Annotated in this window: 19 protein-coding genes and 1 pseudogene; 11 read left to right on the top strand and 9 right to left on the bottom strand. The window is 70.5% G+C overall.

Features of this window, described 5'->3' with window-relative positions:
* The first annotated feature begins 113 nt into the window (after window positions 1-113).
* Window positions 114-1,301 (top strand): threonine aldolase family protein, encoded by a 1,188-nt coding sequence (locus F3T56_RS34300; RefSeq protein ID WP_149829244.1) that lies wholly within the window; start codon window positions 114-116, stop codon window positions 1,299-1,301.
* Window positions 1,302-1,342: 41 nt separating this feature from the next.
* Window positions 1,343-2,458 (top strand): DUF5937 family protein, encoded by a 1,116-nt coding sequence (locus tag F3T56_RS34295; protein ID WP_149829243.1) that lies wholly within the window; start codon window positions 1,343-1,345, stop codon window positions 2,456-2,458.
* Between the two features lie 9 nt (window positions 2,459-2,467).
* On the opposite strand, the pseudogene F3T56_RS34290 reads toward F3T56_RS34295, so the two are convergent.
* From F3T56_RS34290 to F3T56_RS34280, 3 genes and pseudogenes are all read right to left on the bottom strand, one after another.
* Window positions 2,468-3,039 (bottom strand): annotated as a pseudogene (locus F3T56_RS34290) (ATP-binding protein).
* Between the two features lie 67 nt (window positions 3,040-3,106).
* Entirely contained in the window at window positions 3,107-3,778 is a 672-nt protein-coding gene (locus tag F3T56_RS34285) for a response regulator transcription factor (protein ID WP_149829242.1), read from the bottom strand.
* Between the two features lie 60 nt (window positions 3,779-3,838).
* Window positions 3,839-5,041, bottom strand: coding sequence for a sensor histidine kinase (locus tag F3T56_RS34280; protein ID WP_149829241.1), 1,203 nt, complete (start codon window positions 5,039-5,041; stop codon window positions 3,839-3,841).
* Between the two features lie 193 nt (window positions 5,042-5,234).
* On the opposite strand from F3T56_RS34280, the gene F3T56_RS34270 reads away from it, so the two are divergent.
* Window positions 5,235-6,230, top strand: a complete 996-nt coding sequence (locus tag F3T56_RS34270; RefSeq protein ID WP_149829239.1) for an SAM-dependent methyltransferase — start codon at window positions 5,235-5,237, stop codon at window positions 6,228-6,230.
* 4 nt (window positions 6,231-6,234) lie between these two features.
* Here F3T56_RS34270 and F3T56_RS34265 read toward each other — a convergent pair whose 3' ends face one another.
* Complete coding sequence (locus F3T56_RS34265) at window positions 6,235-7,395, bottom strand: NADH-quinone oxidoreductase subunit D (protein ID WP_149829238.1); 1,161 nt, start codon at window positions 7,393-7,395, stop codon at window positions 6,235-6,237.
* A 31-nt stretch (window positions 7,396-7,426) separates the two neighbouring features.
* Here F3T56_RS34265 and F3T56_RS34260 point away from each other — a divergent pair, with 31 nt between their 5' ends.
* Window positions 7,427-7,981, top strand: coding sequence for a PH domain-containing protein (locus tag F3T56_RS34260; RefSeq protein ID WP_246204192.1), 555 nt, complete (start codon window positions 7,427-7,429; stop codon window positions 7,979-7,981).
* The gene (locus tag F3T56_RS34255; RefSeq protein ID WP_149829237.1) at window positions 7,978-9,327 is read left to right on the top strand and encodes a PH domain-containing protein; all 1,350 of its coding nucleotides are present in this window, start codon (window positions 7,978-7,980) and stop codon (window positions 9,325-9,327) included. The genes F3T56_RS34260 and F3T56_RS34255 overlap by 4 nt, the downstream gene beginning before the upstream one ends.
* Before the next feature lie 209 nt (window positions 9,328-9,536).
* Here F3T56_RS34255 and F3T56_RS34250 read toward each other — a convergent pair whose 3' ends face one another.
* A complete protein-coding gene (locus F3T56_RS34250) occupies window positions 9,537-11,096 on the bottom strand; it encodes a coiled-coil domain-containing protein (protein ID WP_246204190.1) in 1,560 nt (519 codons plus the stop codon).
* A gap of 280 nt (window positions 11,097-11,376) precedes the next feature.
* Entirely contained in the window at window positions 11,377-12,501 is a 1,125-nt protein-coding gene (locus F3T56_RS34245; RefSeq protein ID WP_149829236.1) for an alpha/beta hydrolase, read from the bottom strand.
* 253 nt (window positions 12,502-12,754) lie between these two features.
* Here F3T56_RS34245 and F3T56_RS34240 point away from each other — a divergent pair, with 253 nt between their 5' ends.
* The 6 genes from F3T56_RS34240 to F3T56_RS34215 all read left to right on the top strand — a co-directional run bounded on the left by F3T56_RS34240 (window position 12,755) and on the right by F3T56_RS34215 (window position 18,091).
* A complete protein-coding gene (locus F3T56_RS34240) occupies window positions 12,755-14,677 on the top strand; it encodes a phosphatidylglycerol lysyltransferase domain-containing protein (RefSeq protein ID WP_172639274.1) in 1,923 nt (640 codons plus the stop codon).
* 61 nt (window positions 14,678-14,738) lie between these two features.
* Entirely contained in the window at window positions 14,739-15,605 is an 867-nt protein-coding gene (gene folP / locus F3T56_RS34235) for a dihydropteroate synthase (RefSeq protein WP_149829234.1), read from the top strand.
* Window positions 15,602-16,105 carry a nuclear transport factor 2 family protein gene (locus F3T56_RS34230; protein ID WP_149829233.1) on the top strand — a complete coding sequence of 168 codons (504 nt, stop codon included), beginning with the start codon at window positions 15,602-15,604 and terminating at the stop codon, window positions 16,103-16,105. The genes folP and F3T56_RS34230 overlap by 4 nt, the downstream gene beginning before the upstream one ends.
* A gap of 227 nt (window positions 16,106-16,332) precedes the next feature.
* The gene (folB, locus tag F3T56_RS34225; protein WP_149829232.1) at window positions 16,333-16,692 is read left to right on the top strand and encodes a dihydroneopterin aldolase; all 360 of its coding nucleotides are present in this window, start codon (window positions 16,333-16,335) and stop codon (window positions 16,690-16,692) included.
* Window positions 16,689-17,300, top strand: coding sequence for a 2-amino-4-hydroxy-6-hydroxymethyldihydropteridine diphosphokinase (gene folK / locus F3T56_RS34220; RefSeq protein WP_149829231.1), 612 nt, complete (start codon window positions 16,689-16,691; stop codon window positions 17,298-17,300). Before folB ends, folK begins: the two co-directional genes overlap by 4 nt.
* Before the next feature lie 305 nt (window positions 17,301-17,605).
* Window positions 17,606-18,091 carry a DUF3180 domain-containing protein gene (locus F3T56_RS34215; RefSeq protein ID WP_149829230.1) on the top strand — a complete coding sequence of 162 codons (486 nt, stop codon included), beginning with the start codon at window positions 17,606-17,608 and terminating at the stop codon, window positions 18,089-18,091.
* Window position 18,092: 1 nt separating this feature from the next.
* On the opposite strand, the gene folE is transcribed toward F3T56_RS34215, so the two are convergent.
* The 3 genes from folE to hpt form a co-directional block, all read right to left on the bottom strand.
* Window positions 18,093-18,698 (bottom strand): GTP cyclohydrolase I FolE, encoded by a 606-nt coding sequence (gene folE / locus F3T56_RS34210; protein WP_149829229.1) that lies wholly within the window; start codon window positions 18,696-18,698, stop codon window positions 18,093-18,095.
* Window positions 18,699-18,876: 178 nt separating this feature from the next.
* Complete coding sequence (gene ftsH, locus F3T56_RS34200; protein ID WP_149829274.1) at window positions 18,877-20,895, bottom strand: ATP-dependent zinc metalloprotease FtsH; 2,019 nt, start codon at window positions 20,893-20,895, stop codon at window positions 18,877-18,879.
* Between the two features lie 234 nt (window positions 20,896-21,129).
* The gene (gene hpt / locus F3T56_RS34195) at window positions 21,130-21,690 is read right to left on the bottom strand and encodes a hypoxanthine phosphoribosyltransferase (protein WP_149829228.1); all 561 of its coding nucleotides are present in this window, start codon (window positions 21,688-21,690) and stop codon (window positions 21,130-21,132) included.
* Between the last annotated feature and the right edge of the window lie 4 nt (window positions 21,691-21,694).

Raw genomic sequence — 21,694 nt, 5'->3', positions numbered from 1 at the left:
TCGAGGGTCGATCGGTTGTCCACAGGCTGTGGGTTTCGGTGGGGAATGTGCGCAGGTCGCAGGGGTGCGAAAACCGCATGCCCGGGGGATGCGGCGCGGGGGATGATCCGGGGATGACTGACACGGCGGAAGAGACGCCCGAGGAATCGTCCCAGAGGTCCGCGGCGATGCTGCGGTACAAACGGCGCCGGGCCGCTCACCGGGCCGCGGAGCGCGTGCTGTCGCGGACGAGCGCCCTGGCTACGATCCGGGAACGGCTGGCCGTGCTGGACGCGGCGGGGGATGTGTACGACCTGGACGAGCCGGCGGACATGTACGGCAACGGGATCGTCGAGGTTCTGGAGGAGCGGACCGCCGCGCTGCTCGGCATGGAGGCCGCCGCGTTCTTCCCGACCGGCACGATGGCCCAGCAGGTGGCCCTGCGCTGCTGGGCGGCCCGTACCGGGAACCCGGCCGTGGCCCTGCATGCCCTTTCCCACCCCGAGGTGCACGAGCGGAGCGCGTTCAGCCAGGTCAGCGGGTTGCGCCCGGTCCGGCTGACGAGCGAGCAGCGGCCGCCGACCGCCGACGAGGTACTCGACTTCGACGAGCCCTTCGGGACGCTCATGCTCGAACTGCCCCTGAGGGACGCCGGTTTCGTCCTGCCCTCCTGGGAGGAGCTGACGGAGGTCACCGAGGCGGCACGCGCGCGTGACGCGATGGTCCACTTCGACGGGGCCCGCCTGTGGGAGTCCGTCACCCACTTCGGCCGCCCCGTCGACGAGATCGCGGGCCTCGCGGACAGCGTCTACGTGTCGTACTACAAGTCCCTCGGCGCCTACGGCGGTGCCGCGCTCGCCGGCCCCAGGACGCTCGTCGACGAGGCCAAGGCATGGCGGCACCGGTACGGCGGCCAACTGTTCCAGCAGTTCCCCACCGCGCTGTCGGCGCTCGTCGGCCTGGAGCGCGAGCTGCCCCGGCTGCCGCAGTACGTGCGCCACGCGCGCGTGGTCGCCGGCGCGCTGCGCGAGGGGTTCGCGGCGGCGGGGCTGCCGTGGGCCCGCATACAGCCCGAGGAGCCCCACACCAACGAGTTCCAGGTCTGGCTGCCGTACGACGTCGATGTCGTCGCGGAGGCCGCGGTGCGGCAGGGCGAGCAGACGAACACGCTGCTCTTCGCCCGCGCCTGGGACCGGGGCGGGCCGGGGCTGGCCCTCACGGAGGTGGAGGTGCGGGCCGCGGGGCTGGAGTGGTCGGCGGAGGACGTACGCAAGGCGGTGGCGGACTTCGTGACGCTGGTGGAGCAGGTCGCAGGCGAGTAGTCGCCGGGGGCGTTGTCAGTGGTCGGGTGCACCATGAGGGCATGAGTGTGCGCATCGACATCACCGGGCTGCGGCGGGAGAGGGTGGCCGTCGTGCCCTCGCCCCTGGCCGAGCTCGGCATGGCGCTGCATGTGCTGGCCGAGCCGGGGCACCATCCGGGGCCGCAGGGCTGGGTGACGGGGGTGACCGCCCGGCTCGACGCGCACCTCGCCGACCGGATGTGCGAGGCGGACTTCCTGTGGCGTACGACGTTCTCGGACCTGTTCATGCCGTTCGCCGGGATCCCGGGCCGGGAGACCCTCCCGGGCGAGACGCTCGCCGACGACCTGGATCTGCTGGACAAGTTGACGGACGAGCAGTTCGTCGACGCCGGGATGGAGTTCGTCTGCACGCCGGGGTACGACTCGCAAGCGCGCAGCGTGCTGTCCGACCCCGAGAGGCGCGGGCTGGTTCTGGAGCTGGCCGCCGCGCGCGGGCCACGACAACTACGGTTCGCCCGGCGGCTGCTGGCGGACCCACCCGGTGTGCGGGCCTGGCTGCGGCAGTTCCTGGAGGACTGCGACGAGGCTTTCTTCGCCGAGACCTGGTCCCGGCTGCACCACCCCCTCGCGGCGGACGCCCGCCACAAGACCGAGTTGCTGCGGCACAAAGGCCTGGCCGAGGCGCTGACCGCGGTCTCGCCCTCGATCACCCTGGACGGCGTCGAGGGCGCGGCGGGGCGGATCATCGTGGACAAGCTGGTCGAGAGCCGTACTGCCACGGCCGACGGCGGTCTCCTGCTCGTCCCGACCAGTCTCGGCCGGCCCCACCTCACCGTCCTGTTCCGGTTCGGCTGGCAGCCGGTGATCCAGTACCCCGTGAGCACCGCCGAGCCCGCCGCCCCGCCCTCGGTCGAGCAGCTCGCCCTGCGCATGACCGCGCTGTCCCACCCGGTCCGGATGCGCCTGTGCCGCAACCTGGCCCGCAGCGCCTACACCACGGGCGAGTTGGCCCAGATGCTCGGCATGACACCGCCGGAGATATCCCGGCACCTGACTGTGCTGAAGAAGGCGGGGCTGCTGACGACGCGCCGCCGCGGGCGGTACGTGCTGCATCAGCTGGACGTGACGGTGGTGGCTCGGCTGGGGAGCGACTTTCTGGAAGGGGTGCTCAGATGAACCCCGGGGTCAGTCGAAGCGGATGTGCTTCACGCCGACCCGGGCCTGGCGCAGCCGGGTGCGCAGCGCGCCCTCGTTGTTCGGTCTGAGCCGCAGGCCGGACAGGACGGCGATGCGGTCCGCCGCCTTCGGGACGGTCGAGTCGTCGGTCCACAGATGCTCGGCGAACTCCGGCTCCCGCAACCGCTCCAGGCAGTGGTCGAGCCGTTCCACCACCCAACTCTCCCTGCGGAGCATGGCGTTCTGTCGTGGCCGAGTTCGCCCAGGCGGCCGACGGTCTCCGCGAAGTAGACGGGGTTGGTGACCGTCATGGGGGCGATCACCACGCCGTCGTGCTTGGTGAGGTCGAGGTCCAGGACCTCGACCACGCCCTGCCGCCAAGCGGCCAGATCCTGGCGTTGTCCATTAGCGGCCTCCGGCCGCGGGCGGCGCGCAGTTCGGGCGGGAGCATGCGGCGCAGGCCGAAGCCGGGGTGCTCGGGATCGCAGACGACGCTGCCGGGCAGCCGCCGCTGGATCTCGTAGGCCGACAGTTTCTTGATGGATCGCCGCCCCGAAGGGGCCGTTGATCCACAGGAGCATGCGCGCACCCTAGTGGGCGGGGGTCACGCGCGGGTCACATGGACGTGTTCAGTTCTGTTGGACGTGTTCAGTTCTGTCCCCCGGCCCGTACCAGCCCCGTCTCGTACGCCAGCACGACGACCTGGACGCGGTCGCGCAGGCCCAGCTTGGTGAGGATGCGGCCGACGTGGGTCTTGACCGTGGCCTCGGAGAGGACGAGGCGGGCGGCGATCTCGCCGTTGGAGAGGCCCTGGGCGACGAGGATCATGACCTCGCGTTCGCGTTCGGTGAGCCGCTTCAGCTCTATGTGCTGGGGTTGCGTGCCGGTGCCCGGCAGCATCGGGGCGAACCGGTCGAGCAGACGCCGCGTGGTGGAGGGCGCGACGACGGCGTCGCCGCTGTGCACGGAACGGATCGCGGCCAGCAGTTCGCCGGGCGGCACGTCCTTGAGCATGAAGCCGGAGGCGCCGGCCTTCAGCCCGGAGAAGGCGTACTCGTCGAGGTCGAAGGTGGTCAGGATGAGCACCTTCGGCGGGTTCGGCTCCGCGCAGATGCGGCGGGTGGCCTCGACGCCGTCCAGCTTCGGCATACGGACGTCCATGAGGACCACGTCCACCTCGGTCGACCGCACCACCTGGAGCGCCTCGACGCCGTCGCCCGCCTCCGCCACGACCTCCATGTCCGGCTGGGCCGCCAGCACCATCCGGAACCCGGTGCGCAGCAGCACCTGGTCGTCGACGAGCATCACGCGGATCGCCATCGGGTCCTCTTCCGTGTCCGTTACAGTCCGTTACAGGTGTCAATGAGTGACATGCCCGTGTCAGTGTGCGGGCTTCAAGGGCAACAGGGCGCTGATCCGGAAGCCACCGCCGGGGCGGGGGCCCGCGTCCAGCGTGCCGCCGACCATACCGACGCGCTCGCGCATCCCGATGAGTCCGTGGCCCTGACCGTCGGCGCCACCCTCCTCGTACAGCTCGTGGGGCGCGCCCTTGCCGTCGTCCTCGACGAGCAGGCCGAGGCCGTCGTCGAAGTAGACCAGCCGGACGCTCGCACCCACGTTCGGGCCGCCGTGCTTGCGGGTGTTGGTGAGGGCTTCCTGGACGATGCGGTACGCCGTCAGCTCCACACCGCTGGGCAGCGGGCGCGGGGTGCCCTCGATCTTGAAGTCGACGGGGAGGCCGGCGGTGCGGCACTGCTCGACGAGGTCGTCGATCTGCTCGACGTCGGGCTGCGGAACGTACTCGCCGACCTCCTGGTGCTCGCCGGTGCGCAGCACGCCGAGCAGGCGGCGCATCTCGGCGAGGGCCTGGCGGCCGGTGGAGGAGATGGTCTCCAGGGCCTTCTTCGCCTGGTCGGGGGCGGCGTCGAGGACGTACGCGGCACCGTCGGCCTGGACGACCATCACCGAGACGTTGTGCGCGACGACGTCGTGCAGCTCACGGGCGATCCGGGCGCGCTCGGCGGCGACCGCTACCTTGGCCTGCGCCTCACGCTCCCTCTCCAGACGGGCCGCGCGCTCCTCCAGCTGGGCGAAGTACGCGCGGCGGGTGCGCAGGGAGTCGCCGAGCACCCAGGCCAGCGCGAACGGCACGGTCAGGACCACCGCGAGCACCGCGTTGCCCAGGGTGCTCGTCTCGTCCTCGTACCAACGCACCTGCGCCAGCGACGCCGCGCAGAGGCCGCCGCCCAGGGCAAACCAGGAGGCCCAGCGGGCGCCGTTCGCCGCGACCGTGTAGATGACCACCAGCATCGCGAAGTCGGCCGGGATTCTCGGCACGTCGAAGATCAGCTGCGCGATGCCCGCGGCGGCGGCGAGCATCAGCATCTTCTCGGGCATGCGGCGCCGCAGGGCGATCGACAGGCAGAGCGCGAGCGTGATCGCGACGAACGCGGTCTCGCTCACCTTCGTCGCGTAGTCCGGGTCGATCGTTCCGACCACCAGGGTCATCCCGAGCAGGACGACAGCCCAGAAGCTGTCGACCCATGTCGGGTGCCGGCGGAGGAAGTCATAGAGGCGCTGCACGTAACCCAGCGTAGGGAAGCGGCTGGTGTGCCGGGGTCAACCGGAGGGTCGATCCGTGAGCGGGCCACGTACTCCCCAAGGTGGAGGCGCCTAGCCTGGGGCGGTGACGGATCGCCTACGAGCTCGGGAGGGTGTGTTGTCTCGCGGCTGCGGGTCGGATGGGGCTGATCGCGCCCACGCGGCGGAGCCGCATATGTCACAGCCCCGCGCCCCTGATGGGGCGCGGCCTTGGCGCACGGCAGTCGAGGAGGCGCTGTATGGGCCCAGTGGGTTCTATCTGCGTCCCGAAGGGCCCGCCGGGCACTTTCGGACCTCCGTGCATGCGTCCTCGCTGTTCGCCTCCGCCGTGGCGCGGTTGCTGTGCCGGGTCGACGGGGCGTTGGGGCGGCCCGGCGAGCTGGGGTTCGTGGACATGGGCGCCGGGCGGGGTGAGCTCGTGAGCGGGGTTCTGGCCGCGCTCCCCTCTGACGTGGCTGCCCGCACGCGCGCGTACGCCGTTGATATCGCGGACCGTCCCTCCGGCCTCGACCACCGCGTCGAGTGGCTGGCCGAGCCTCCGAAGGGGTTCACCGGGATGCTGTTCGCCAACGAGTGGCTGGACAACGTGCCCGTGGACGTCGTCGAGGTGGACGCGGCGGGGGTGGCGCGGCTGGTTCTCGTACGGCCGGACGGGAGTGAGCGGCTCGGGGAGGCTGTCGGTGGGGAGGCGGCGCAGTGGCTGGAGCGGTGGTGGCCGCTGGGCGCGGAGGAGGGGCTGCGGGCCGAGGTCGGGCTGCCCAGGGACCTGGCGTGGGCCGGTGCCGTGGCGAGTGTCGAGCGAGGGCTCGCCGTCGCCGTCGACTACGCGCACCTCGCGGGGGCCCGGCCGCCCTTCGGGACGCTCACGGGGTTCCGGGAAGGGCGGGAGACCGCGCCCGTGCCGGACGGGTCGTGCGACATCACCGCGCATGTGGCGCTGGACGCGTGCGCGCTGCCGGGAGCGCGGCTGCTGCCCCAGCGGGACGCACTGCGCGCACTGGGGGTCACCGGAGGCCGTCCCCCGCTGTCCCTCGCCACCACCGACCCGACCGCGTACGTACGGGCCCTGACGGGCGCCGGAGAGGCCGCCGAGCTCACCGCGCCGGGCGGACTGGGCGACTTCGGGTGGCTGGTGGAGCCGGTCGGAGTTCCGAACCCGCTCGCCGAGTGACGCCCTACTTGTCGATGTCCCCTACCACGAAGAACAGCGACCCCAGAATCGCCACCATGTCGGCCACCAGCGTCCCCGGCAGCAGTTCGACGAGGGCCTGGATGTTGTTGTACGAGGCCGAGCGGAGCTTCAGGCGGTACGGAGTCTTCTCGCCCTTGCTGACGAGGTAGTAGCCGTTGATGCCGAGGGGGTTCTCGGTCCAGGCGTAGGTGTGTCCCTCGGGGGCCTTGAGGACCTTGGGGAGGCGCTGGTTGATGGGGCCGGGCGGAAGTTCCGCGAGGCGGTCGAGGCAGGCGTCGGCTAGGGCGAGGGAGTTGTGGGTCTGCTCCAGGAGGCACTCGAAACGGGCGAGGCAGTCGCCCTCGCTCCGGGTGACGACCTTCAGGACGTCCTGGAGCTCCCCGTACGCCAGGTACGGCTCGTCGCGCCGCAGGTCGAAGTCGACGCCGGAGGCGCGGGCGATCGGGCCGCTCACCCCGTACGCGTGCACGGTCTCCGGGGCGAGGACGCCCACGTCCCGCGTACGGCCGCGGAAGATCTCGTTGCCGAGGACCAGGTTGTCGAAGACGTCCATCCGGGAGCGGACGTCCGCGACGGCGGCACGCGCGCGTGCGGTCCAGCCCGCCGGGAGGTCCTCCTTGAGGCCCCCGACCCGGTTGAACATGTAGTGCATGCGCCCGCCGGAGATCTCCTCCATGACGTTCTGGAGCTCCTCGCGCTCCCGGAACGCGTAGAAGACCGGGGTGATGCCGCCGAGCTCCAGCGGGTAGGAGCCGAGGAACATCAGATGGTTCAGGACCCGGTTCAGCTCGGCGAGCAGCGTGCGCATCCACACCGCGCGCTCAGGAACCTCCATACCGAGCATGCGTTCGACGCCGAGGACGACGCCCAGCTCGTTGGAGAAGGCGGAGAGCCAGTCGTGGCGGTTGGCGAGCATGATGATCTGGCGGTAGTCGCGCGCCTCGAAGAGCTTCTCCGCGCCCCGGTGCATATAGCCGATGACCGGCTCGGCGTGCCTGATCCGCTCGCCGTCGAGGACGAGCCGCAGCCGCAGCACCCCGTGCGTGGACGGATGCTGCGGTCCGATGTTGAGCACCATGTCCGTGCTCTCGGCGGCACCGCCGATACCGACCGTCGTCTCTCTGGTCTCCGTCGGGGGAGTCATGAACACAGTCTGTCCTACGTACGCTGGCGGAATGGAGACGGGGACCTTGGAAGACGACGCGGGGCGCGCGGACGACGACGGCACGGAGCGTACGGACGAAGTCGGCATTGACCGTACGAACGTCGAGCCCGTCTGGATCGGGCTGCCGCCCGGGCTGTTGCGGATGAGGCGGTTGTTGCTGGTGGTGTGGCTGGGGGGAATCACCATAGGTACGGCCGTGCTGCTGGGCTGGCTGGCCGGCCCGGTCTGGGCGGCCTTCGCCCTGCTGCCGCTGGGCCTGCTGCTGTGGGGCTGGCCGATGCTGGGCCGCAACTGGCGCTCGTGGCGGTACGCCGAGCGGGCGGACGACCTGCTGATCAGCCGGGGCGTACTGTGGCGTGAGGAGACCGTCGTGCCGTACGGGCGCATGCAGCTGGTCGAGGTGACGTCCGGCCCGGTCGAGCGGCACTTCGGGCTGGCGAGCGTGCAGCTGCGCACGGCCGCGGCCGCCACCGACGCCCGTATCCCCGGGCTCGACCCGGCGGAGGCGGAACGGCTGCGCGACCGGCTCACCGAGTTGGGCGAGGCCCGATCGGCGGGGCTGTGAGCACCGCTCCCGGCACCGAGCCCGGCACCGAATCCCCGGTCCGCGACCCGAAACCGGTCGTCGAGCACCGGCTGCACCCCGTGACGCCGCTGCGGCGGGCCTGGGCGCCCATCGCCGTGGTCATCGGCTGGGCCGTGCACGACCCGGACGGGGCCCAGCGGCAGCTCACCCGGCTGACCACGACCACACTGCTCCTCGCGATCGCGGTGGTCGTCCCGGCGGCCGCCCTGTACGGCTTCCTCACCTGGTGGTTCACCCACTTCGCGGTGACCGACAGCGAACTGCGCATCCGTACCGGCCTGGTGTTCCGCCGCACCGCGCACATCCGCCTCGAACGGATCCAGGCCATCGACGTCACCCGGCCGCTGCTGGCCCGGATCGCGGGCGTCGCCAAACTCAAACTCGACGTCGTCGGCACCGACAGCAAGGACGAACTGGCATTCCTCGGCGAGGCCCAGGCCCGCGCCCTACGGGCCGAACTCCTCGCCCGCGCGGCCGGTTTCGCCCCCGAGACCGCGCACGAGGTCGGCGAGGCCCCGGTACGGCAGCTTCTGAAGGTCCCGACGGGCGTACTGGCCGTCTCGCTCGTACTCACCGGCGGCACCTGGGCAACCCTGGTGGCCGCGATCGTCGTCCCCTCCGTGCTGTGGATGGCCACAGAGAGTGTGTGGACCGTCCTCGCGACCGCCCTGCCGCTGCTCGGAGCGGCCGGTGCGAGCACAGTGGGTCGGTTCGTCGGGGAGTACGACTGGACGGTGGGCGAGTCCCCCGACGGCCTCCGCATCGACCACGGCCTCCTCGACCGGGCGCACGAGACGGTGCCGCCCGGGCGCGTGCAGACCGTACGGATCATCGAGCCGCTGCTGTGGCGGCGGCGCGGATGGGTACGGGTCGAGCTGGACGTGGCCGGTTCCTCGAACTCCCTGCTCGTACCGGTCGCGCCGCGCGAGGTCGCCGAGTCGGTGATCGCGCGGGTGCTGCCGGGCGTGACCGTGCCGGACAGAACGGCGCTGATACGGCCGCCGCGGCGGGCCCGCTGGTGCGTGCCGCTCTGGTGGCAGGGCTACGGACTCACCGTCACCGACACCGTGTTCGCCGCCCGGCACGGGCTGCTGCGGCGCCGGCTCGACCTCGTACCGCACGCCAAGGTCCAGAGCGTACGGCTGGCGCAGGGTCCCTGGGAGCGGTTCAAGGGCGTCGCCGACGTCCATGTCGACACCGGCGCCAACAAGACGGTGACGGCCCGCCTGCGCGACGCCACGGAAGCGGCGGACCTGCTGCGCGCCCAGGCGGAACGATCCCGCACTGGGCGCCGGGAGGCCCTGCCGGACAGGTGGATGTCCTAGTAGGGCTTGGTGTTTTTGGCGCCCGGCACTGTGGCTGGGCGGGGGTGGGCGCGCTTGCCGGCGCTGACAGGGTGCCGCCTGGGCCCACCCTCCCCCACTCTCGGCTTCTCCCCCACTCTCGACTTCGCTCGAGCGGGAGGGACCCCCATGAGCGGGAGGTGCCCCCATCGCCCCAGCGGCACGACTGCCCGCAGCTGGGAGCTGGGACGTCAGGACGCCGCCGTACGCAGCCCCTGTACGTCGATCTGTTCCGTCTCGTCGTGTGCCGTGAGGTCGATGACCTGCCCGATCCCCCGGGACGCCTCGTCGACCCGCTTGAACTGCGCCTCGGACTCGGCCTTGTGCAGCGCGAGGGCCTCCTGGCCGACCACGTCGGCGAGGTCCTCGTTCTGTACGGCCTCGAAGGCGTCCGCCTCCTTCTGCGTACCGAAGAAGTCGAATCCGCCCTCGACGGCCGCCCGCCGCTGCGGCGCGGCCGGAACGACGGCCACCGCGGTCGGCACGGTGAAGTGACCGGCCGGCCGCACGTCAGGCAGCGCGGGCAGCGCGGATTCCGCGGACCGCGCCGGAACGGGAGCCTCCGGTGCGGGCGTCGCCGATACGGGCTCGGCGGCCGCGTGCTCACGCCCGTCGACCTCCTCGGACATCCCCGCCGGTTCATCCGCCTCCGCAGTGACGACAGGCACTGGCTCCGCCTCGGCCTCGGCGGAACGTCCCTGCCGGGTCCCCCCACCGGTCGGCCCGTCCGGGTCACCCTTGGGGGAACCGTCCTTGCCGGAACCCTCCTTCGACGACAGCTCCTTGACGGGGGCCTCGGCGGACTCGTCGTCGGCTTCTTCGTCGAGCTGGTCAGCGGACTCGGCCTCGGCCTCGGCCTCGGCCGCGTCCTCCTCGTCCCCAGCCACAGCCTCCGACTCGACCTCTACGTCGGCCTCGGCCTCAACCTCGGCTCCAGCCTCAGCCTCGGCCTCGCTGCCGGTGTCCTCAGCCCCGTCCTCCTCCTGTGGACCCTCGGAGTCCTCGGAGTCCTTCACCGACTCCCGCTGCTTGATCATCCGCTCCAACGCCGAGTTCGCCTGCAGGAACAGCGCGGAACCGGCCGGAGAGAACACCGCAGGGATCGACTTCTCGACCTCGACCTCCGCGTCGACGTCCACGTCGTCCGAGGCAGCCACAGTCTCACCCTTCGACGCACCCTCCCGCGCCGCCCACGGCGTCCCCTGCACGGGAACCCCCTGCGGCGGCACCGGCGAAGCCTGGGACGCGGCGGTAGGGGCCGGCCCAGCCGGCAACGCCCGCGCGTCCTCGGGGGCCGTCGCCTCGATCTCCAGCAGGCGGCGCCCCTCCAGGGCGCTGGCCCGCTCGGTCTCGGCGGTGGCGTACCGGCGCAGCAGGGCGGCGTGCTCGTTGCGGAGGTTCGCGAGTTCGGTGCGCTTGGCGCGCAGCTTGTGCTCCAGCTTGGTGCGCAGTTCGCGCGACTCGTCGAGGTCGGTCTCCAGTTCGGCGATCTTCTCCTCGTGCCGCCACTCGTCGCTCGCCCGCGCGCGCGTGAGGTCCGCGACGCGTTTGCCCGCCTCGACGTCCCAGCGGCGCATGACGGCGGCGCCCACGGCCGCGGTCGCGGCGGCGACGGCGGCGCTGACCCGGAGCACCGGCGGCTCGGAGAAGATCCAGGGCCCGAGGGCGCAGACGAGCGAGACGCCTGCGATCGCCGTGGGGGGCAGCAGCCTGTGCAGAGGCGGAGAATGGCGGTGACGTCCACGTGGCATGGCCAGAAACTTACCGCGCGTAGGCGAATGATGGAGCCCCGAGCCGTAAAAACTCAGCCGCCTCCAAGCTCTCACAAGCCCTCACTGACTCCCTCACCGCCACGCCACCAATGCGCCCACCGGCGACTCCTCTACTGGATCAACTCCTTCGAATCCAGATACACCTTGGCCACTTCGGCCTCTTTCCGGTGCGGTCGAATTCCGCAAGCGCCACCGGCGTATTCAAGAAGCCCTCCCCGAGCCCTCCCCGAGCACCCCCCAAGCCCTCCCCGGCGGGTCGTCACCGGTCGCCGAGCCGCCCGCTGATCCACTGCAACGTCGCCGGAATCTCCCGCCGCCAGGTGTTGAAGTTGTGTCCGCCGCTGTCGAGGATGATCGACGAGATCCGCGTCGGCTCCTTCCCCTTCACCAGTTCGATGAACTTCAGCGTGGCCTTGTAGTTGGTCTCCCCCTGCTTGCTGCTGGTGACCAGCAAAGAGGTGTCGGGCGCCGGCCGGTGTTTCAGATACCAGAACAGGTCGGCCTCGTTCTTCAGCCTCGTGTTCCCCTGGAAGAGATCACCGGTCGTCGCGTCGATCGGCGCCTTGTAGTACGGCGAGAGGCCCGCGCCGGCGGCGTACGTACCGGGGTGGTGGACGGCGAGTTTCAGCGCGCAGTACCCGCCGGTCGAGTCGCCGATGATGCCCCAACTCCCGGGCTTCTTGCCCACCCTGTAGTGGTGCCCCACGGCATCCGGCAGGTCCTCGGCGAAGAACGACTCGGTCCGCGGCCCGCCCGGGATGTCCACGCACTCGGTGTCGCGCGGCGGCGCCACGGTCGGCCGCAGCATGACCAGGATCATCGGCTGCGCCTTGCCGTCGCGGGCCAGCTTGTGGGCCGTCTGCGGAAAGTGCAGGCCCTTGATGAGCGCCTCGGCGGTGCCCGGGTAGCCGGTGAGGACCACGGCGGCCGGGAAGGTGCGGGTGCGGTACTCGGGCTGGAAGTACTCCGGCGGCAGATACACGTACGCGGGGCTCGCGATCCGTGTCGTACGGCCCACGATCTCCACCTTCTGGATCTGGCCGCCGACCTTGGGGCGAGCGCCCCCGGCCACGTTCACCTGCTGCGTGTCGACGACCCGCAACGGTCCGCCGGTGTCGGCGCCGTCGTGGTCGACGACCACGCCCTGGCCGTTCTCCCCGCCGAGGAGGTCGGCCCAGCTGGCGTAGAACCCGAAGGCCTGGTTCGCGGAGAGGCCGACCGCGGCGAAGACGGCGACCTGCGTGGCCAGCAGCACGCCGATCCGCCCGACGACGGCCCGCCAGCCATTGCGCGCCAGCCGCGGCCACAGCCATACCGTGCCGATGAACAGCAGCACGGCGGACAGGACCACCAACGCCAGCACCTTGTTGCTCGTAAGACCCATCGGGTAGTCCCCCGCCGCCCTTTCTTTCCCTGACTTGCCTCGGCTTGCCGCGCCTTGCCCGCTCTTGCCGCGCTCTTGCCGCGACTTGCCCTGCCCTTTGGTTCAGCTTTCCGATGGAGAGTGAACCTCCGTCCCGAAGCCACCGTCCTAGAGGGCGCAATGTCGCCGGATGCCGGAAAAGGCACCGGATCCAAGCTCTCTTGCGGAACTAGCGGAACTACGGGATGCGATGCCTGTCAGGACAGATGGGGAAATGTCGGATGGGGTTCCGGTCCGGTCGGGCCGACTCCCGGCGAGCGCCGTCCGGCGCGTGAACGACGCCGTGCGCGGCGCACTTAGGGGCGCGCTGCGCGGACCGCGCCCCGAGGCGGTGCCCGCGCTGGTCGCCCGGGCCTGCGCGTTCGTCGGGCTCGTGGACGTCGCTGCGGGCGTCTTCCCCCGCTTCCGGCACAGCAGTATGCACACGATGGCCGAGGTGCTGCCCGGCGCGCTCGGCCCGTTCGCGGCGGCCCTGTCGCTGAGCGCGGGCGTCCTGCTGCTTCTGCTCGCCCACGGCCTGCGACGGCGAAAACGGCGGGCGTGGCGAGCGGCCGTCCTGCTGCTCCCGGCCGGGGCGCTCGCCCAGTTCACCTACCGTCACTCGCTCATCGGCGCCCTCATCTCCCTGGCGCTGCTCATTCCGCTGCTGAGCCACCGCGACCAGTTCGCCGCCCTGCCCGACCCACGCAGCCGCTGGCGGGCGCTCGCCAACTTCGTGCTGATGGGCGCCGGTTCGATCGTCCTCGGCCTGGTCGTCGTCAGCGCCCAGGCTCGGCACATGGTCGGAGACCCGAGCCTCGCCGCCCGCCTCGAACACGTCATCTACGGCCTGTTCGGCTTCGAGGGCCCGGTCGGCTACACCGGCAACACGTCCTGGACGGTGGCGTTCTCCCTCGGCGCCCTCGGCCTGCTGACCGCCGTCACCACCATCTACCTGGCCTTCCGCCCCGAGCACCCGGCGGCCCGGCTCACCGCCGACGACGAGGCCCGGCTGCGCGCCCTGCTCGACAGGCACGGCGGCCGCGACTCCCTCGGCCACTTCGCGCTCCGCCGCGACAAGGCGGTCGTGTTCTCGCCGAGCGGCAAGGCGGCGGTGACGTACCGCGTCGTCTCCGGTGTGATGCTCGCCAGTGGCGACCCGATCGGCGACGTCGAGGCCTGGCCCGGCGCGATCGAACGCTTCATGGACGAGGCCAGGGCCCACTCCTGGACCCCGGCCGTCATGGGCTGCTCGGAGACGGGCGCCGAGGTGTGGACCCGCGAGACCGGCCTCGACGCCCTCGAACTGGGCGACGAGGCGGTGGTGGACGTCGCGGATTTCTCCCTCGCCGGGCGCGCGATGCGCAACGTGCGTCAGATGGTGAAGCGCATCGAGCGGCTCGGTTACGAGACCCGGGTACGGCGCGTCCGTGACCTCGGCGAGGGCGAGCTGGACCGGATCCGCCGCGCCGCCGAGGACTGGCGCGGCACCGACACCGAACGCGGCTTCTCCATGGCGCTCGGCCGCATCGGCGACCCGGCCGACGGAGACTGCCTGATCGCCACCGCCCACAGAATCGAAGGGGCGGCGCGAAGCGCCTCAGGTAGGGCGGTGGTGGGAGACGGGTGGGACGACGAGAACCCCGGCCCGTACGGCGACCTGAAGGCCGTACTCCACTTCGTCCCCTGGGGCCCCGACGGCGCCTCCCTGGACCTGATGCGCCGCGACCGCTCCGCCGACCCCGGCATGAACGAACTCCTCATCGTCGCCGCCCTCCAGGCGGCCCCCCGCCTGGGCGTCAAGCAGGTCTCCCTGAACTTCGCGATGTTCCGCTCCGCCCTGGCCCGCGGCGAGAAGATCGGCGCCGGCCCGGTCCTTCGCGCCTGGCGCGGCCTGCTGGTCTTCCTCTCCCGCTGGTTCCAGATCGAGTCCCTGTACAAGTTCAACGCCAAGTTCCGCCCCCGCTGGGAACCCCGCTTCGTCGTCTACGCCGCCTCCCGCGACCTCCCCCGCATCGGCCTCGCCGCCATGCAGGCAGAGGGCTTCGTCAACCTGGCCCTCCCCCGCGTCCTGCGCCGCCGCACGAAATCCCCGGCCCCGTGCGCCCACGTGGTGACGGACCACGGCATGAGCGAACACGGCGTACGCGCGGCCTAGCCGTATCGCCCGGCCCCCGGCTGCGGCCACACCCCGCACCACCGGGGCCTAGGCTTGGCGCATGAGCAACCAGAACCGGCGCGGCCAAGTGGCTGGGCTGCCCGAGTGGGACCGTTGCGCGGTCATGGGCGTCGTCAATGTCACCCCGGACTCGTTCTCGGACGGCGGGCGCTGGTTCGACACCACGGCGGCGGTCAAGCACGGCCTTGACATGGTCGGCGAGGGCGCGGACCTGGTGGACGTCGGCGGTGAGTCGACCCGTCCCGGCGCCACCCGTGTCGACGAGGGCGAGGAACTCAAGCGCGTCATCCCCGTCGTGAAGGGCCTGGCCTCCGAGGGCGTCACCGTCTCCGTGGACACCATGCGCGCCTCCGTCGCCGAGCAGGCCCTCGCGGCCGGCGCCGCCCTCGTCAACGACGTCAGCGGCGGCCTCGCCGACCCCGCGATGATCCCCGTCGTAGCGGCGTCCGGCGCCCCCTTCGTGGTGATGCACTGGCGCGGCTTCCTGGAGGGCGGCAACGTCAAAGGCGTGTACGACGACGTCGTCCGCGAGGTCGTGGACGAGCTCCACGCGCGCGTGGAGGCCGTTCGCGAGGGCGGTGTCGCGCCCGACCGCATCGTCGTCGACCCGGGGCTCGGCTTCTCCAAGAACGCCGAGCACGATCTCGTCCTCCTCGCCCACCTCGACCGGCTGCACGGTCTCGGCCACCCCCTGCTGGTCGCGGCCTCCCGCAAGCGGTTCCTCGGCCGCGTCCTGGCGGGGCCGGAGGGCTCCCCGCCGCCCGCGCGGGAACGCGACGCCGCCACCGCCGCCGTATCGGCCCTGGCCGCCCAGCAGGGCGCCTGGGCGGTCCGCGTGCACGAGGTGCGCGCCACCGCCGACGCGGTCCGCGTCGCCCGCGCGATCGAAGGGGCCCGGGAGCGGTGAGCTCGGCCCACACCGACGTCGAACAGGTCGAACTCGCCAACACGGCCTTCTACGAGGCGATGGAACAGGGCGACTTCGAGACGCTCTCCTCGCTCTGGCTGGACCCCGCCGACCTGGGCGTCGACAAGGAGTACCACGACCCGGCGGAGACCGGCGTGATCTCCTGCGTGCACCCCGGCTGGCCGGTGCTCACCGGCCGTGGTGAGGTGCTGCGCTCGTACGCGCTGATCATGGCGAACACCGAGTACATCCAGTTCTTCCTGACCGACGTGCATGTCTCGGTCACCGGCGACACCGCCCTGGTGACCTGCACCGAGAACATCCTCAGCGGCGGCCCGGCACCGGACGGCGGCAACGAGCTGGGGCCGCTCGTGGGACAACTGGTCGTCGCCACGAACCTGTTCCACCGCACGGCCGACGGCTGGAAACTCTGGTCGCACCACGCCTCCCCCGTACTGACCGAATCCGACGGCGACGAGGACGACGAATCACCTTCCTGAAGTGATTGGGAACACGGGACCGCGGGTATACGCGGCTTCCGACCCGTGAGCTGCCGTGTTTCCCGGGGAGAACGCTCGATGAACCCTGCCTGTACAGGGGCGCGCCCAGGCCTTCGGTGGGCGAGTGCTGTCAGTGCCCGCAGGTAGATTCGAGAGAGCTTGGGGTGTTCCCGCAGCTTGGAGTGTTCCCGGAAGAACACTGCCCGACGACTTGCAGGAGGATTCGCGTGGATCGTGTCGCGCTGCGCGGCCTGAGGGCCCGCGGGTACCACGGTGTGTTCCCGCACGAACGCGAGGAGGGCCAGACCTTCGTCGTGGATCTGACGCTGGGTCTGGACACCCGACCGGCCGCGGCCGACGACGACCTGGCGAAGACCGTGCACTACGGGATCGTGGCGGAGGAGGTCGTGGGAATCGTCGAGGGCGAGCCGGTGAACCTCATCGAGACGCTCGCCGAGCGCATCGCCCAGGCCTGTCTGAAGCACGACGGGGTCCAGGAGGTCGAGGTCAGCGTCCACAAGCCGAACGCGCCGATCACGGTCCCCTTCGACGACGTGACCGTCACCATCACCCGGAGCCGAGTATGACCGCGTTCTTCACCGAGGGTCAGAGCGACCCGACCGTACAGCCGGTGCCCGCCTCCGTCGTGCAGAAGGTGGACGAGGCCGACACGACCCTGCACAACCCCCGGCGGGCCGTGATCTCCCTCGGCTCGAACCTGGGCAACCGCCTGGAGAACCTCCAGGGCGCCATCGACGCCCTGGAGGACACCCCCGGCCTCCGCATCAAGGCGGTCTCGCCGGTGTACGAGACCGAGCCGTGGGGCGTGGTGCCGGGCAGCCAGCCTTCGTACTTCAACGCGGTCGTCGTCCTGAAGACGACGCTGCCCCCGTCGTCCCTCCTGGAGCGGGCCCAGGCAGTCGAGGAGGCCTTCCACCGTGTCCGGGACGAGCGCTGGGGGCCGCGCACGCTCGACGTGGACATCGTGGCGTACGCCGACGTGGTCTCCGACGACCCGGTGCTGACCCTGCCGCACCCGCGCGCGCACGAGCGGGCGTTCGTCCTCGCCCCCTGGTACGACGTGGAGCCCGAGGCACAGCTCCCCGGGCGCGGCGCCGTGGCGGAGCTCCTCGCCGGCATCACCCGGGAGGGCGTGTCGCCCCGCGCCGACCTGGAACTTCAACTGCCCGCGTAGTCGTTAAGGTCTAGGGGGTGTTTTGAATGTCCTGTGCGGTGCCGTCGATGTCCGGTGCGTACCCTCGGCGTGCCGGACGAAGGCCCTCGATGGGGGTGCCCCCGGTCGAACGAAGTTGAGACTGGGGGAGGAGCTACTTGGGCCTTTGGCCGGTGCGGCGGTGGGGCCCCTCCCGCTCGAGCGAAGCCGAGAGTGGGGGAGCGTGCCGGGCGCCGTGGGTGCCGTGCGGGACATTCAAAACACCCCCGGGTCGGGGTCGTCCCCGAAAGACCCGTACGGACCGCCTGGCTCATCGAAGGGGCATCGTGAAAGAGCTGCGCATCAGGACGATGGTCACGGTGTTCGTCGTGGCCGGGGTGCTGTCCTGGGCGGGAGCCCGGCTGTGGAACTCGGTGGGGACCCTGCCCAGCGTCCCGCTGGCCGCGCCCATCGTCCTCGCCCTGATCGCCGCCGTCCTCACGGCCACGGCACTGTCGATCCGCACCCGGCTCAAGGCCCAGCGGGAGCGCCAGCCGGACGCCAAGGGCGTCGACCCCTTGATGGCCGCCCGCGCGGTCGTGTTCGGCCAGGCCAGCGCCCTGGTCGCCGCCCTCGTCGCCGGGATGTACGGCGGTGTCGGCGCCTTCCTCCTGGAGCACCTGGAGGTCCCGGCCCGCCGCGACCAGGCCATCTACGCCGGCTTCTCCGTCGTCGCCGGCATCGGCGTCATAGTGGCCGCCTTCTTCCTGGAGCGCGTCTGCAAGCTCCCGGAGGACGACGACTCGAACGGCGGCACGGCGCGGGCGGCGTAGATCAACGCGCCAGTATCAGACTCATCGCCTCGGCACGGGTCGTGGCATCCCGCAGCTGACCACGCACGGCCGAAGTCGTGGTCTTGGCACCCGGCTTGCGGACGCCGCGCACCGACATGCACATGTGCTCGGCCTCGATGACGACGATGGCGCCACGCGCCTCCAGAATGCGCATAAGTGAATCAGCGATCTGCACAGTGAGCCGTTCCTGCACCTGCGGCCGCCGGGCGAACACCTCGACGAGACGAGCCAGTTTCGACAGCCCCGTGATCTTTCCCGTCTCGGCCGGGATGTATCCGATGTGCGCCACGCCATGGAAAGGCAGCAAATGGTGTTCGCAGAAGGAAACGACTTCGATGTCCTTCACCAGGATCATCTCGTCGTGTCCCAGGTCGAACGTCGTCGTGAGCACGTCCTCGGGTTGCTGCCACATCCCCGCCAGCAGCTCCCGATACGCACGAGCCACCCGCCCCGGCGTCTCCCTGAGCCCCTCCCGGTCCGGGTCCTCTCCGACCGCGATCAGCAGTTCTCGTACGGCGTTCTCGGCGCGCTTCTCGTCGAATTCGCCGATGGTGCCCTCGCCGTCCAGCGTCACGGGGTCGGTCATGTGGTGCCTCGCTTCTGAGCCTGTGACGCATACGGGTTACGCGTCTCGCATACGGCCATACGACAATGCCGCGCCCCCCAGGCTAAAACCAGGGGGGCGCGGCATTCATTCCGGGCCTGGTGAGGCGGCCGGGGTCCGGGAGCGGAGCTCTCGGCGGTCGGATCTCACCGGGTGGGCGTCAGCTCTCCGGGCGCTCCTCCGGGACGGCGTCGACGGCGGCGGTGTTGGCGGTGATCGCCGGTGTCGCGCCGTTGGCGCCGTTCGTCAGTGCGAGCTCCCTGGGGGAGAGCACCGGCGGGCGGGTGGAGGGGGTGCGGCGGGAGGAGCCGGTCCAGGCGGGCCGGGGCGGACGCTTGACGATGGGGGCGAAGATCTCGGCGATCTCCTCCTTGCCCAGCGTCTCCTTCTCCAGCAGCTGAAGCACCAGGTTGTCGAGGACATCGCGGTTCTCGACCAGGATCTCCCAGGCTTCGTTGTGCGCGTTCTCGATGAGCTTCTTGACCTCTTCGTCGACCAGCGCGGCGACCTCTTCCGAGTAGTCGCGCTGGTGGGCCATCTCACGTCCGAGGAACGGCTCGGTGTTGTCGCCGCCGAACTTGATGGCGCCGAGACGCTCGGTCATGCCGTACTGGGTGACCATCGCGCGGGCCAGGCTGGTGGCCTTCTCGATGTCGTTCGCGGCGCCGGTGGTCGGGTCGTGGAAGACCAGTTCCTCGGCGGCGCGGCCGCCCAGCATGTAGCCGAGCTGATCGAGCATCTCGTTGCGGGTGGTCGAGTACTTGTCCTCGTCCGGCAGGACCATCGTGTAGCCGAGAGCGCGACCACGGGACAGAATCGTGATCTTGTGGACCGGGTCGGAGTTCGGGGAAGCCGCCGCGACCAGGGCGTGACCGCCCTCGTGGTACGCGGTGATCTTCTTCTCCTTGTCCGACATGATCCGGGTCCGCTTCTGCGGGCCCGCGATGACGCGGTCGATCGCCTCGTCCAGCATCTGGTTGTCGATCAGCTTCTTGTCGCTGCGGGCCGTCAGGAGCGCGGCCTCGTTCAGGACGTTGGACAGATCGGCACCCGTCATACCGGGGGTGCGGCGGGCGACAGCGCCCAGGTCGACGTCGGGCGCGACCGGCTTGCCCTTCTGGTGGACCTTGAGGATCTCCAGACGGCCCTGCATGTCCGGGCGGTCGACGGCGATCTGCCGGTCGAAACGGCCGGGACGCAGCAGCGCCGGGTCGAGGATGTCGGGCCGGTTCGTCGCGGCGATGAGGATCACACCGCCCTTGACGTCGAAGCCGTCCATCTCGACGAGGAGCTGGTTCAGGGTCTGCTCGCGCTCGTCGTGACCACCGCCGAGGCCGGCGCCGCGGTGGCGGCCGACCGCGTCGATCTCGTCGACGAAGACGATCGCCGGGGCGTTCGCCTTGGCCTGCTCGAACAGGTCACGGACTCGGGAGGCACCGACACCGACGAACATCTCGACGAAGTCGGAACCGGAGATCGAGTAGAAGGGGACGCCCGCCTCGCCCGCGACAGCGCGTGCGAGCAGCGTCTTGCCCGTACCGGGCGGGCCGTAGAGCAGCACACCCTTGGGGATCTTGGCGCCGACGGCCTGGAACTTGGCGGGCTCCTGCAGGAACTCCTTGATCTCGTGGAGCTCCTCGACGGCCTCATCAGCGCCCGCGACGTCCGAGAACGTCGTCTTCGGGGTGTCCTTGGTGATGAGCTTGGCCTTGGACTTCCCGAAGTTCATCACTCGGGAGCCGCCGCCCTGCATCTGGTTCATCAGGAACAGGAAGACGACCACGATGAGGACAAAGGGGAGCAGCGACAGCAGGATGCCGACGAAAGCGTTCTGCTTGGTCGGGGAGACCGTGTAGCCGTCGGGGATCTGCTTGTTCTGGAACTTGTCCTGCAGCGTGTTCGCGAGGGTCACGCCCTGATCGCCGATGTAGCTCGCCTGGATCTTCGAGCTGCCCTCGATCTTCTGACCGTCCTTGAGCTGGACCTTGATGGTCTGCTCTTCACCGGTGGTCAGCTTGGCCTCTTGGACCTTGTTGTCATTGATCGCCTGGACGACCTGGCCCGTGTCCACCGTCTTGTAGCCGCCGGACGAGCCGACGACCTGCATCAACACGACCACGGCAAGGACGGCCAGCACGATCCACATGACCGGCCCACGGAAGTATCGCTTCACGTCCATCCATACGGAGCGGTGCCGCCCCGTCCCTCCTGCCATAGTGAGTTTGATAAAGACTGTTCTTCGGACGGTACCCCAGCATTGTCACCCGAAGCCGCATGGGAGCCGCTCGGGACTGATGGTGCACCCGTCCTCGCATGCTCCAACGGCGCGAAACCCGCTGGGGTTCCCGAGCGTCTTACAAAGACTGGCCCGTCGTCGTGACGAGGACGACACCTGCCTCGTGACGAGGGCGTTTCAGCCGCCGTAGACGTGGGGCGCGAGCGTACCGACGAACGGGAGGTTGCGGTACTTCTCGGCGTAGTCGAGGCCGTAGCCCACGACGAACTCGTTGGGGATGTCGAAGCCGACCCACTCCACGTCGATGGCGACCTTCGCGGCGTCCGGCTTGCGCAGCAGCGTGCACACCTTGAGGGAGGCGGGCTCGCGGGAGCCGAGGTTGGAGATCAGCCAGGACAGGGTCAGGCCGGAGTCGATGATGTCCTCGACGATCAGGACGTGCTTGCCCTTGATGTCGGTGTCGAGGTCCTTGAGGATCCGCACCACACCGGAGGACTGGGTGCCCGCGCCGTAGGAGGACACGGCCATCCAGTCCATGGTGACCGGGGTGGACAGCGCCCGGGCGAGGTCCGCCATGACCATCACGGCGCCCTTGAGGACTCCGACGATGAGCAGGTCCTTGCCCGCGTACTCCGCGTCGATCTTCGCGGCCAGCTCGGCCAGCTTCGCGTCGATCTCTTCCTTGGTGATGAGTACCTCTTTGAGGTCGGTACCCATGTCTTTCGCGTCCACCCGCATCACT

It is taken from the genome of Streptomyces tailanensis, assembly GCF_008386495.1.
In the GTDB taxonomy this organism is placed as follows: Bacteria; Actinomycetota; Actinomycetes; order Streptomycetales; family Streptomycetaceae; genus Streptomyces; species Streptomyces tailanensis.
This window is presented reverse-complemented; position numbering and strand designations above follow the sequence as displayed.

Excerpts from the sequence above, each read along its gene's own strand:
- F3T56_RS34245 (WP_149829236.1), bottom strand. The coding sequence starts at position 12,501 with ATGGGTCTTACGAGCAACAAGGTGCTGGCGTTGGTGGTCCTGTCCGCC.
- F3T56_RS34285 (WP_149829242.1), bottom strand. The coding sequence starts at position 3,778 with ATGGCGATCCGCGTGATGCTCGTCGACGACCAGGTGCTGCTGCGCACC.
- F3T56_RS34250 (WP_246204190.1), bottom strand. The coding sequence starts at position 11,096 with ATGCCACGTGGACGTCACCGCCATTCTCCGCCTCTGCACAGGCTGCTG.
- F3T56_RS34300 (WP_149829244.1), top strand. The coding sequence starts at position 114 with ATGACTGACACGGCGGAAGAGACGCCCGAGGAATCGTCCCAGAGGTCC.
- folP (WP_149829234.1), top strand. The coding sequence starts at position 14,739 with ATGAGCAACCAGAACCGGCGCGGCCAAGTGGCTGGGCTGCCCGAGTGG.
- F3T56_RS34270 (WP_149829239.1), top strand. The coding sequence starts at position 5,235 with ATGTCACAGCCCCGCGCCCCTGATGGGGCGCGGCCTTGGCGCACGGCA.
- F3T56_RS34265 (WP_149829238.1), bottom strand. The coding sequence starts at position 7,395 with ATGACTCCCCCGACGGAGACCAGAGAGACGACGGTCGGTATCGGCGGT.
- ftsH (WP_149829274.1), bottom strand. The coding sequence starts at position 20,895 with ATGGACGTGAAGCGATACTTCCGTGGGCCGGTCATGTGGATCGTGCTG.
- F3T56_RS34260 (WP_246204192.1), top strand. The coding sequence starts at position 7,427 with ATGGAGACGGGGACCTTGGAAGACGACGCGGGGCGCGCGGACGACGAC.
- F3T56_RS34240 (WP_172639274.1), top strand. The coding sequence starts at position 12,755 with ATGTCGGATGGGGTTCCGGTCCGGTCGGGCCGACTCCCGGCGAGCGCC.
- folK (WP_149829231.1), top strand. The coding sequence starts at position 16,689 with ATGACCGCGTTCTTCACCGAGGGTCAGAGCGACCCGACCGTACAGCCG.
- F3T56_RS34295 (WP_149829243.1), top strand. The coding sequence starts at position 1,343 with ATGAGTGTGCGCATCGACATCACCGGGCTGCGGCGGGAGAGGGTGGCC.
- folE (WP_149829229.1), bottom strand. The coding sequence starts at position 18,698 with ATGACCGACCCCGTGACGCTGGACGGCGAGGGCACCATCGGCGAATTC.
- hpt (WP_149829228.1), bottom strand. The coding sequence starts at position 21,690 with ATGCGGGTGGACGCGAAAGACATGGGTACCGACCTCAAAGAGGTACTC.